Source organism: Priestia sp. VA7 (assembly GCF_055710015.1).
This window is the reverse complement of sequence record NZ_JBVQPN010000014.1, coordinates 1-11652: the sequence shown is the minus strand read 5'-3', so window position 1 is coordinate 11652 and position 11652 is coordinate 1. Positions and strand designations below refer to the sequence as shown.

Sequence of the window (11652 nt, the reverse complement as noted above, 5' to 3'; positions counted from 1 at the left end):
AGTTTACTAAAGTGGAGGGGAATCAATGGAAACCACAAGTTTAAGAAATTGGAAAGCACTTGCTCAGTCTATTATTAAAGGGAAAGAAATTACATATAATGAAGCGCTTCAACTTCTTTATGTACCGGATGAAGAAGTGTTAGAGGTCATGAATGCCGCGTACTTAATTCGTCATCATCATTATGGAAAAAAAGTAAAGCTTAATATGATTATTAATACTAAATCGGGTTTATGCCCAGAAGACTGTGGATATTGTTCGCAGTCGATCGTATCAGAAGCGCCGATTGATAAGTATGCGTGGTTAACAAAAGAGAAAATTATAGAAGGTGCTTTTGAAGCTCAAAAAAGAAAAGCAGGTACATATTGTATCGTGGCATCAGGCCGCCGCCCTACGGATAAAGAAGTAGCGCACGTAGTGGGAGCGGTAAAAGAGATCCGTCAAAAGACAGACTTAAAAATCTGTGCTTGTCTAGGATTTTTAACAGATGATCAAGCACACGAACTAGTCGAGGCGGGTGTTCATCGCTATAATCATAATTTAAATACTCACGCTGATAACTATGACAATATTTGTTCTACGCATGGCTATGAAGATCGAGTTGATACGGTTACTACATCTAAAAAAGCAGGTTTGTCACCTTGTTCCGGTGCGATTTTTGGAATGGGCGAGACAAATGAACAAGCCGTGGAATTAGCTTTTCAAATTAAAAAGTTAGATGCAGATTCTATTCCATGCAACTTTCTTGTTGCCGTTCCAGGAACGCCTCTAGAAGACAAAAAGGCGTTAAAGCCAATGCAATGCTTAAAGCTGTTAGCGATGATGCGTTTTGTAAATCCAACGAAAGAAATTCGAATTTCAGGAGGCAGAGAAGTCAATCTCAGATCACTTCAGCCGCTTGGTTTGTTTGCTGCAAACTCAATTTTTGTAGGTGACTATTTAACGACTCAAGGTCAAGAACCTACAGCTGACTGGGGTCTGATTGAAGATTTAGGATTTGAAATTGAAGAATGTGCACTGTAAAGCCGTTGAGAAATCAACGGCTTTTTGATTTTTAGGCGATTTACAGGAACTATACGGTTTTTTTACAAAACTCAACAGCTTCTTTATATTTCCTTCATAAATAACCATTATTATAAAACATGTGAACGATAAGTGAATAGTTACTAAGGTTATGAAATTGAGAAACCACAAAAAACAATAGGTCTATATCAATACCCTATGCGTTTTTTGTGGTTTTTTGTGAATGAAAGGAAGGCATCGTTTTGAATAAGGAAGCAGATTTCTTACAACAGCTTGGGCAAGACCGTTTGATTGCATCCATTAAAAGCCCGAAAAATTTAGAACAATTTTTAGAAACAGAGATCCAGGCCGCCTTTTTATTAACGGGCAATATTAGTGTGATTAAACACTATGTAGATTTACTCAAACAGCATAATCGAACGGTTTTTTTACACGTTGAAAAAATTCCAGGGATTAGCTATGACCGAGAAGGGCTTAAATTCCTTGCTAAGTTTGTAAAACCTACAGGTATCGTAACCACTAAAAGTTCACTCATTAATTACGCAAAGCAAGAAGGACTGGTTGCTATTCAGCGGCTGTTTCTAGTGGATACAGACGCGGTAGCACAAGGGTTGAAAACCGTTCAAGATATTAAACCGGATGCATTAGAACTAATGCCAGGATTAATTCCGGAGATGATAGAAAAAGTCGTTAAAAAAACAAGTATCCCTATTATTACAGGTGGACTCATTCAAAATGAAAGCCATATCCAAGCTGCTTTAAAAGCGGGAGCTACGGCAGTTTCTACAGGGAAATCATGGTTGTGGAAAAAATATGAATGATAGAGAAAGGAGCGTTTTTAATGAAAAAAGTAGAGCTAGTTAACATTGGGAAGTCATACGATCAAAAAACAAATGTTATTCAAGATATTAACGTCATAATTGAACCGGGAGAGTTTTTCGTACTAGTAGGTCCTTCCGGATGTGGGAAAAGTACAATGCTGAGAATGATTGCCGGATTAGAAGAAGTCACGCAGGGAGAGCTACTAATTGGAGATGTAAAAGCAAATAAACTGCTTCCAAGTCAGCGCGATTTGTCAATGGTGTTTCAAAACTATGCCTTATATCCGCATTTGACAGTGGAACAAAATATTCTTTTTGGCCTGCATACAAAGAATATTTCAAAGCGAGAACAGCAAAAGCGCTGCAGGGAAGCAGCAGAGATGCTTGGTTTAAGTGAATATCTAAAGAGAAAGCCTAGACAGCTTTCGGGAGGACAGCGTCAGCGTGTAGCGCTTGCACGTGCTATTGTTACTCATTCGCCTATTTGCTTGATGGATGAGCCGTTATCAAATTTAGATGCGAAGCTGCGCGCGAAAATGAGGTCAGAAATTCGCCAGATTCAGCGTAAGTTAGGTATTACGATGATTTATGTCACGCACGATCAAACAGAGGCGATGACGATGGCGGATCGAATGATGATTTTAAATGGAGGAAATATTCAACAAGTTGGACGTCCGCTTGATATTTACAATGCACCAAAGAACACGTTTGTAGCATCTTTTATAGGTTCTCCCCCTATGAATTTATCAAACGTTTCTATAGAAAATAACTTACTAGTTTTTGAAGATAGAAGAGCTATTTCTATGAGTACACAACACAGTAACCTTAACGGTAAAAAAGAAGTTGTGGTTGGAGTGAGACCTGAGCATATACAGCTTGCCACAAACGATAATACGAGTTTTATTGTGGAAGTAGATAATGTAGAAATTCTAGGCACGGAAACACTGCTTACATTTCATATGGGTGACAAGCAGTGGATGGCTAAGTGGAACGGTCAATGGACTATAAAGGTGGGGGAGCGAGTTCCTATTTTTATCGATCCAAAACACCTGTTTTTATTTGATGGCGATACAGGATCATGCTTGCACTACGAACCATCAGCAGAAGATTTAACTGTAAAGGGGGCATTAGTATGAGTGCTGTTACCAAAACAGCAAACTCACCTGTTTCTGTTTTAGCAAACCCAAAAGAAAAAAAATCAATGCCTACTATCATTGTTGGACTAGCTTATTTACTGCCATCATTACTGTTATTTAGTGTATTTCTTTTCTACCCAATGATTAAGACATTATATTTAAGTCTTTTTATTACGGACACACAGGGAAATCCCTTGAATTTTGTAGGACTGCAAAATTTCTTATATCTATTTACAGATCCTAATTTCTTACAAAGTATGAAAGCTACTTTTCTATTTGTACTCTACACAGTACCTATTGGCTTAGTTATTGCCTTATTCCTAGCGCTAATCGCAAATGAAAAGCTAAAAGGAATTGGTTTTTTCAGAACAATGTTTTCATCTACGATGGGAATGAGCGTAGCGGCTTCTTCTGTGATTTGGATGTTTATGTATAATCCGACAATCGGGGTTATCAATAAAGTATTAAACCTTGTAGGGATTCACGACGTGCAGTGGTTATTAGATCCTAAGTATGCATTGGTTGCTGTGTCTATCTCGACGATTTGGATGAACATTGGGTTTACCTTTTTAATTTTACTTGGCGGGTTGCAAAATATTGATGAAAAGCTGTATGAAAACGCGCGTATTGCTGGAGTTAGCTATTGGTATCAGCTCCGTAAAATTACGCTTCCTATGCTTTCGCCAACGCTGTTTTTTATTATTACGGTTTCCTTTATTAACGCGTTTCAAACGTTTGGACAAATTGACATTTTAACAAAAGGCGGACCTACAGATTCCACAAATGTCATTGTTTATTCAATCTACAAAGATGCATTTATAAACTACAATGTTGGCTCTGCAAGTGCTCAAGCTACAATATTATTTTTCTGTATTCTACTGGTTACCGCTCTTCAATTCAAGCTTGGAGAAAGGAAGGTACATTATCAATGAGCATCACGAGAAAATGGACAACTTATTTGTTACTCATTGCAGCTACTTTAGTATTGATGTTTCCTATCCTATACGCTTTTTCCATTAGTTTTATGAGTGGAGCGGAAGTGTTAGAAGGGAAGATTTGGCCGTCATCTTTTTCATTTGAAAACTATCGGGACGCTTTTGAAAAAGTTCCGCTGCTTCATTATTTAATTAACAGTTTTGCTGTGTCTATCTTTGTCATGGCCGGGCAGCTGTTAGTTTCAAGTTTGGCAGCTTTTGCATTTGTATTTATTAAATTTAAAGGAAGAGATGCTATTTTCTTTCTCTTTATTTCTACGATGATGATTCCATGGGAAGCAACGATGGTTCCTAACTTTTTAACAGCACAAAAGCTAGGATGGATTAACAATTATTTAGGATTAACGATTCCTTTTTTTGCTTTAGCGTTTGGGACATTTTTGTTGCGTCAGCAGTTTAAAACCATTCCGAATGAGTTATATGAAGCTTCTCAAGTTGCAGGGATCAGCCGCTTTCGTTTCTTTTGGAACGTCGTGCTCCCTGTGTCTAAAACAAGTCTAGTTACGCTTGGTGTATATAGCTTTTTAACAACATGGAATATGTATTTATGGCCACTATTAGTGACAAATACAGAGGATGTTCGCACCGTTCAGATTGGTTTAAAGCAAATGCAAACACAGGAGATTTCAACTGATTGGGGAGTGGTTATGGCCGCTGTCATTGTTGTAATCTTACCGACATTATTACTATTATTCCTAGGTCAAAAACGTCTTCAAAAAGGATTAACCCAAGGTGCAATTAAATAGGAGAGTGAATGTGATGAAAAAGATATTGGCTATCGTAACGGCATGCTTGCTAGTTATTCTAGGTGCTTGCTCAAATTCAACTGGTTCTTCGGAAGCGCAAGAAACAAAAAAAACAGCATCAGGTAAAACAGAAGTCGTATTTTGGCACGCTATGAGCGGTGACCTTGAAAAATCACTCAATAAAATTGTCGATGAGTACAACAAATCTCAGGACAAAGTCGAAGTAAAGCCTGTTTTCCAAGGAACGTATGAAGAAGCACAAACAAAATTTAACACAGTAGCAGGAACAAAGGATGCACCGGCTATTATGCAAACGTTCGAAGTGGGAACAAAATTCATGATAGACAGCGGTAAGATTCAGCCTGTTCAAAAGTTTATCGATCAAGACCACTATGATACTTCACAGTGGGAGAAAAACATTTCAAGCTATTACCAAGTAGATGGAAAGCAATACTCAATGCCGTTCAACTCTTCAACACCTGTTCTTGTTTATAATAAAGATGCCTTTAAAAAAGCAGGGTTAGATCCTGAAAATCCTCCAAAAACGTATGATGAATTAAAGGCGGCTGCAAAGAAATTAACAGAAAAACAAGGAAATAAAACATCGCAATACGGTTTTTCAATTCTAAATTACGGATGGTTCTTTGAAGAGCTAGTTGCTTCTCAGGGCGGCTTGTATGTAGATCACGAAAACGGCCGTAAAGGTGATGCTGAGAAGGCAGTATTTAATGGAAAAGAAGGACAAAACGCATTTAATTTAATCAATGATATGTATAAAGAAGGTACATTCTACAATGTAGGACAAAACTGGGATGATATGCGCGCAGCATTTCAATCTAAAAAAATTGCAATGTTCCTGGACTCATCAGCAGGTATTAAAACACTAGTAGACAATGCTCCATTTGATGTAGGCGTAGCTTATATTCCTGTCCCAAAAGAAGAGGATCGCCAAGGAGTAGCTATTGGCGGAGCATCTTTATGGATGTCTAAAGGAATCAGTGATGAAACATCAAAAGCAGCCTGGGACTTCATGAAATATTTAGCAACACCAGAAGTTCAAGCAAAATGGCACGTAGAAAGTGGATACTTTGCAGTTAACCCAAAAGCGTATGAACAAGATATTGTGAAAAAAGAGTGGGAGAAATATCCGCAGTTAAAAGTAACGGTTGATCAGCTTCGTGAAACAAAGCCTACTCCAGCTACACAAGGTGCTTTAATTTCTGTGTTTCCTGAATCGCGTCAAAAAGTAGTAACAGGGATGGAAAGCCTATATCAAGGAGTAAAGCCAAAAAAAGCGCTTGATCAAGCAGCAAAAGAAACAAATAGAGCATTAGAAGTAGCCAATCAAAAATAACGTATGATTACGAAGCTCGTCTTTCAAGTTATTTTGAGGACGAGCTTTTTACTTAGTGAATGACTAGTTAGGAGAGATAGAGGACAATGAATAGTTCAATTGATCTTTATGCGCATCGCGGCTTTAGCGGACGATATCCTGAAAATACAATGATTGCATTTGAAGAAGCTAGGAAAATGCAAGTTGCAGGTATTGAATTAGATGTACAATTAACAAAAGACGGGGAAATAGTAGTTATTCACGATGAACGAATTGACAGAACGACGAATGGAATGGGGTATGTTCAAGAATTTTCATACAAACAGCTGCGTTTATTCGATGCTGGCAGTTGGTATGACTCTCGTTTTTCTAAACAATCGATCCCGACATTAGTAGAAGTGTTTGAGTGGATGATGGACAAAAAGACAAAATTAACGGTGAATATTGAATTAAAAAATGACCGAATTTACTATCCAAAACTTGAAGAAAAAGTTCTTCGTCTAATCGATGAGTTTGATTTAGAAGATCAGGTTATTTTGTCATCTTTTAACTATGATAGTTTGGCTAAAGTGAGATCTCTCCATTCATATATACCAACAGGTTTTTTATTTGAAGGGGTGAGCAAAGATGCGATTGGAAAAGCAAAATCGATAGGAGCGCACCTACACTGTGATATGTCGTTTGCTCTTTCTGCGTATGGGAAAAAAGCAAAGCAAGAAGGATTAGACTTGCGGGTATATACGATTAATGAAATGGATAATTTTTTAAAGCTCCAGCAGGTTTCAGTAAAAGTCGTGATGACAGATTACCCTAACCGTTTTTCCTCTACCATGTTCAAAGGATGACGTAGAAAGAAGCTGTGACAAAAGTACTTGATCCACAGTGAAAAACGAACCCTTGATCAACATGTTTGATTAGTGGTTCGTTTTTTTGTTGTGGTGAACGTGAGTTTCATCTGTTTCGGTCCTTCTAGCAGTTGATTGGAGGGCAAGGCGAAGACTCCTGCGGAAAAAGCGCAAGCAACGAGGAGGCTCAGCCACCGCCCGCGGAAAGCGAAGTCTTGCATGGAAATCAACTGCGGTGTAACAAGCGGTTCGGCTCATGTCTCCCATTTGTTCGTCTTTAGGTTGGATTAAGTTTGTTATGTCTCAATCTCTTTTTTTGAAAAAATATTATTTTATTCTGAATAGTATAAAAGTTATGTTGTGAAATTGTTTTATAGATGATATATTGAGAATAGATTATAATGTTCCTTATGAAAGCGAATACATGTTGCGTAGCTCCGCAAACGTTCATTTGCCGGTCCCTAGCATCGTCTGTTATCTCTTTTAGGAGGAATAAAAAATCATGTATGATCAAGATACTATCTATATTATTGGAGATGCCAAAGCTCCTCAAAGCAATCCGATTACTAAAAAGTTCAATCAGTATTTTTTAGGACTGGTAGTTGATAAAACAAATGGAAAAATTATTGATGTGGAATGCTCAGCGACGATTGAGTTGACCGTTCGATTTGTTCAATCAATTTTTATTGGACGTCATATAAGTGATCTCACCCTTACAGACGACATTAACAGCCGCTACTTCGGGTCTTCCCAAAAAGCGCTGGTGGTAGCGTTTCATGATGCACAGAAAAAATATCAGCAAATAACAGCTGCTTTGTCTACATAGACCTAGACGAAATCCAGCCTGACGTTTTCAAACGTTGGGCTGGATTTTGTTTTGTATAAAAATATTTTCGTGGAGATGAAGGGGGAAGAATAAATGATTCAAGATGGATTTATGTATGTGAGTGTGTTAACTGCCTTTGCTGCGCTCATGGTAGGGATTGAAAAAAGATTTAAAGCCAATCGATTTTTTAAATTTATCCCGGGTATTGTACTTATTTATATAGGAGCTGCTCTTATGCAAACGGCAGGGGTATTTGGGGATAGCGAATCAAATGTCGCCATGTATACGGGCGTTAAAAATGCACTGCTTCCGGCCATGCTGATGCTTATGCTGTTAAAGTGTGATGTTCGAAGTGTAATTAAACTTGGTCCAAGAATGCTGGGAGGATTCATCGTTGCGGTTTTTAGCATAATGGTAGGTTTTATCCTCGTCTATGCCATCTTTAAGAATTTCTATGTAGAGGACACGTGGAAAGCTTTTGGTGCTTTATCAGGAAGTTGGACCGGAGGATCAGCTAACATGGTTGCTCTCCAAGGGATTTTGGATGTTCCAGAAAATATATTTGGCTACGCTCTTATGATGGATACGATTAACTATGCCGTATGGGTTATGTTTATGTTTTGGCTTGTACCATTTGCATCTAAATTTAATAAATGGACAAAAGCAGACGTCAGCTTTATTGAGAATAGTATAGATGAAGTCGCAGCAACTTCTGAAAGCGAAAAAGAAGGCCCGCAGTTTCAGCATCTTCTTTATTTACTTGGTCTAGGTTTGTTCGTTTCAGCATTTTCTACGTTTATCGGAGGGCGTTTGCCTGAAGTGGGAGCGGTTATTAATGCAACGAGCTGGACGATTATGATTGCTTCTGTGGTTGGTCTAGTGCTTGCTGTAACCCCAGCGGCAAAAATTCCAGGTACGCTCGATGTATCAAATGTTATGTTATACATCGTTGTAGCGTTAATTGCTTCCCAATCAGATTTTTCAAATTTAGCTCAGGCTCCTATTTACTTAGTATCTGGTTTTCTTATTATGTTCGTGCACTTAGTGATCATGCTGTTGCTAGCTAAACTATTTAAATATGATTTATTTACGCTCGGAGTAGCAAGTTTAGCTAATATTGGTGGAATGGCGTCTGCTCCAATGCTTGCAGCTGCCTATAACCGTGCACTAATTCCGGTAGGAGTTATTATGGCTCTGATGGGTTCCTTCTTAGGTACTTATTTTGGTATGATGATCGCCAAAATTTTAGGGGCGATCTAAGAATAAACCAAAAATACGTATGAAAGAATATTTGTGCTGAATCGAAAGGAAGCGATTGAAATGATAATTAAAGACATAACTGTAAAGCATCAAACCGTTCCACTGCTCGTTCCGTTTAAAACAGCGCTTCGAACAGCAACAGAGATAGACAGCATAAGTGTAGAGATTCAGTTAGAAAACGGAATAAAAGGAAAAGGAGCGGCTTCGCCAACATATGTTATTACAGGCGATTCTTTAGAAGGCATTCAAGCTGCACTTCAAGGACCAATTAAACTAGCGCTAATAGGGGAGGATATACGTCATTTTCAAAAACTCTTAAAAAAAATTCAAAGCTGCTGTATTCACAATTCAAGTGCTAAAGCAGCTGCTGATATCGCTTTGCATGATGCCTATACAAAGTTTCTTAACATTCCTTTATATGCTTTCTTGGGCGATAAGCAGCCTATCTCTACGTGTATGACGATAAGTGTTGATACACCTGAGAAAATGGCTGAAGACGCACAAAAAAGTGCAGCGGACGGATTTGACATTTTAAAAGTAAAGGTAGGTTCAATTCCTGAGCTAGACCTTGAGCGTATTAAACATATTCGCTCTGTCATTCCGGATCATATAAAACTTCGTTTGGATGCAAATCAAGGGTGGACTCCAAAACAAGCAGTGCAATTAATTAATAAAATGGAAACTTTCAACTTTGGTATTGAATTGGTAGAACAACCTGTCCCTGCTCATGATTGGGAAGGGTTAAAGTTTGTGACTGAACGAGTAAACGTACCCATTATGGCAGATGAGAGTCTATTTTCTTCCAAAGATGCATTAAGGCTTGTAAGCGGGCGGTACGTGGATCTTTTGAATATTAAGCTAATGAAGTGCGGAGGAATTAATGAAGCAAGAAAAATCGCAAGTATTGCTGAGGCGAACGGTGTTGCATGTATGATTGGAAGCATGATGGAACCATCACTTTCCGTGGGAGCAGCTGCTCATCTGGCAGCCGCTCATCCGAATATCACGTATTTTGACTTAGATGCTCCTCTTTGGCTTTCAACTGAACTGGATGTGTTAAAGTACAGCGGTCAAGAGATTTTCTTATCAGATCTTCCTGGAATAGGAGAAATCACCGTTCCTATCTCAAAATAAAAGGATAATAATATAATAGAAGGAGAGAGACGATGAATATAAAGCGTTGGCTTTTAACGGCAACAACAGTTATTTTAGCTACATTTGGGGTCAGTGCAGTTCCTTCTGTTCATGCTTCTGAAGAAAAAGAAACTGCTTATATAGATGTCGCAGCAGCTACTCTGTGGACAGCACCAAACATCTTGCGGGAAGTGGACGCTCCGTCAGCTACTAATCCTGTAGATATGAGAAAGTGGACCACATCGATGAATTTGAAACAGAAGCAGCAGTTATCTAGCGATGGGATGCTTGAGACACAAGCGTTATATGGAAACAAAGTAACGGTTTTAGACGAACAAGGAGACTGGGTCAAAGTAGCTGTAGACGGACAGCCTACTTCTCGAAATGAATTAGGATATCCCGGATGGATGCCTACTAAACAATTAATCTATAGCAAAAGGTACGAACAGTATGCAAAGAAGCCTTTTGTAATGGTGACGGCTCCGACTACTTATTTATATCATTCGCCTTCTTTGAAAAAGAAAGGTATTGAAGTTAGCTATAATACGCGCTTACCTCTTTTGGCAAAGTCAAAGAGTGCATATAAAGTATTAAAACCAAATGGAAAGACAGCATGGATTTCTACAAAAGCAGGAAAAATCTACGCGTCTCAAAAAGATATTCCTGTACCAACTGGCACGGAGCTTGTTGAAAGTGGAAAGGCATTTTTAAATCTTCCATATTTATGGGCTGGCATGAGTGGTTTTGGATTTGACTGCTCTGGATTTACGTTTACGATGTACCAATCCCATGGTATGACGATTCCACGTGACTCAGGGCCACAGTCTCGAGCAGGGAAACCAGTAGATATGAACAACCTTCAACCTGGAGACTTATTGTTCTTTGCCTATAACCAAGGAAAAGGAAGCGTCCACCATGTAGCGATGTATGCTGGAGATGGCATGATGATTCATTCGCCGAACTCCGAGCGGACAGTAGAGATTATTCCTTTAAACACAAAGGGATATATTGAAGAGTATGCAGGTGCACGTCGTTATTTACCTTAATCAGTAAGATAAGAAAGAAGCTCTTTTTGTGAAGAGCTTCTTTCTTAATATAGATTACATATAGGTTACAGATGAAAAATTAGAAAATTTAGTTTATTTATGTTTAACTACTTCTCGGTAAGGGAAGAAATTAAACAAGAGAAAAAAACATTTTTCTTCTTGAAACATATTGACTTTATATGCAAAGCGTTATATTATTATAAAGCGTCGTTGAGACATACTCTTAACAGCGAAGCTGAAAAAAGAATTTTAAAAAGTTGTTGACATTACGTTGATAACTTGATAAGATAATAAAGTCGCTTAAGAGCGGCGGTTGAACTTTGAAAACTGAACAAAGCGACAAACGTCAACGTTAATTTTTGTTTTTAAATTGAGCAAGTCAAACATTTCTTCGGAGAGTTTGATCCTGGCTCAGGATGAACGCTGGCGGCGTGCCTAATACATGCAAGTCGAGCGAACTGATTAGAAGCTTGCTTCTATGACGTTAGC

Annotated in this window: 11 protein-coding genes and 1 rRNA gene; all 12 read left to right on the top strand. The window is 38.4% G+C overall.

Features of this window, described 5'->3' with window-relative positions; genetic code table 11:
- The first annotated feature begins 25 nt into the window (after positions 1-25).
- Positions 26-1021: a biotin synthase BioB gene (gene bioB / locus AC0C45_RS27810; RefSeq protein ID WP_047933219.1), complete on the top strand. Its 996-nt coding sequence runs from the start codon at positions 26-28 to the stop codon at positions 1019-1021.
- Between the two features lie 242 nt (positions 1022-1263).
- Positions 1264-1842 (top strand): glycerol-3-phosphate responsive antiterminator, encoded by a 579-nt coding sequence (locus tag AC0C45_RS27805; protein WP_016762890.1) that lies wholly within the window; start codon positions 1264-1266, stop codon positions 1840-1842.
- Positions 1843-1862: 20 nt separating this feature from the next.
- A complete protein-coding gene (locus tag AC0C45_RS27800; protein WP_171777741.1) occupies positions 1863-2978 on the top strand; it encodes an ABC transporter ATP-binding protein in 1116 nt (371 codons plus the stop codon).
- Entirely contained in the window at positions 2975-3910 is a 936-nt protein-coding gene (locus AC0C45_RS27795; RefSeq protein WP_047933224.1) for a carbohydrate ABC transporter permease, read from the top strand. The genes AC0C45_RS27800 and AC0C45_RS27795 overlap by 4 nt, the downstream gene beginning before the upstream one ends.
- Entirely contained in the window at positions 3907-4719 is an 813-nt protein-coding gene (locus AC0C45_RS27790; protein ID WP_047933226.1) for a carbohydrate ABC transporter permease, read from the top strand. Before AC0C45_RS27795 ends, AC0C45_RS27790 begins: the two co-directional genes overlap by 4 nt.
- Before the next feature lie 13 nt (positions 4720-4732).
- On the top strand, positions 4733-6073 hold the full coding sequence (locus tag AC0C45_RS27785) for an ABC transporter substrate-binding protein (RefSeq protein WP_472929170.1): 1341 nt from the start codon (positions 4733-4735) through the stop codon (positions 6071-6073).
- Positions 6074-6159: 86 nt separating this feature from the next.
- Positions 6160-6897 carry a glycerophosphodiester phosphodiesterase gene (locus tag AC0C45_RS27780; protein WP_047933229.1) on the top strand — a complete coding sequence of 246 codons (738 nt, stop codon included), beginning with the start codon at positions 6160-6162 and terminating at the stop codon, positions 6895-6897.
- Between the two features lie 502 nt (positions 6898-7399).
- Complete coding sequence (locus AC0C45_RS27775; RefSeq protein ID WP_013081578.1) at positions 7400-7723, top strand: DUF3870 domain-containing protein; 324 nt, start codon at positions 7400-7402, stop codon at positions 7721-7723.
- A gap of 93 nt (positions 7724-7816) precedes the next feature.
- A complete protein-coding gene (locus AC0C45_RS27770; protein WP_016762895.1) occupies positions 7817-8983 on the top strand; it encodes a DUF819 family protein in 1167 nt (388 codons plus the stop codon).
- Between the two features lie 60 nt (positions 8984-9043).
- Entirely contained in the window at positions 9044-10117 is a 1074-nt protein-coding gene (locus tag AC0C45_RS27765) for a dipeptide epimerase (RefSeq protein ID WP_047933230.1), read from the top strand.
- Positions 10118-10149: 32 nt separating this feature from the next.
- Positions 10150-11163 (top strand): C40 family peptidase, encoded by a 1014-nt coding sequence (locus AC0C45_RS27760; RefSeq protein WP_047933233.1) that lies wholly within the window; start codon positions 10150-10152, stop codon positions 11161-11163.
- Between the two features lie 388 nt (positions 11164-11551).
- Positions 11552-11652: ribosomal RNA gene (locus tag AC0C45_RS27755) — 16S ribosomal RNA — on the top strand; the annotation flags it as partial.

Coding starts and splice junctions, on each gene's coding strand:
- AC0C45_RS27785 (WP_472929170.1), top strand. CDS start 4,733: ATGAAAAAGATATTGGCTATCGTAACGGCATGCTTGCTAGTTATTCTA.
- AC0C45_RS27790 (WP_047933226.1), top strand. CDS start 3,907: ATGAGCATCACGAGAAAATGGACAACTTATTTGTTACTCATTGCAGCT.
- AC0C45_RS27795 (WP_047933224.1), top strand. CDS start 2,975: ATGAGTGCTGTTACCAAAACAGCAAACTCACCTGTTTCTGTTTTAGCA.
- AC0C45_RS27780 (WP_047933229.1), top strand. CDS start 6,160: ATGAATAGTTCAATTGATCTTTATGCGCATCGCGGCTTTAGCGGACGA.
- AC0C45_RS27775 (WP_013081578.1), top strand. CDS start 7,400: ATGTATGATCAAGATACTATCTATATTATTGGAGATGCCAAAGCTCCT.
- AC0C45_RS27800 (WP_171777741.1), top strand. CDS start 1,863: ATGAAAAAAGTAGAGCTAGTTAACATTGGGAAGTCATACGATCAAAAA.
- AC0C45_RS27765 (WP_047933230.1), top strand. CDS start 9,044: ATGATAATTAAAGACATAACTGTAAAGCATCAAACCGTTCCACTGCTC.
- AC0C45_RS27760 (WP_047933233.1), top strand. CDS start 10,150: ATGAATATAAAGCGTTGGCTTTTAACGGCAACAACAGTTATTTTAGCT.
- AC0C45_RS27770 (WP_016762895.1), top strand. CDS start 7,817: ATGATTCAAGATGGATTTATGTATGTGAGTGTGTTAACTGCCTTTGCT.
- bioB (WP_047933219.1), top strand. CDS start 26: ATGGAAACCACAAGTTTAAGAAATTGGAAAGCACTTGCTCAGTCTATT.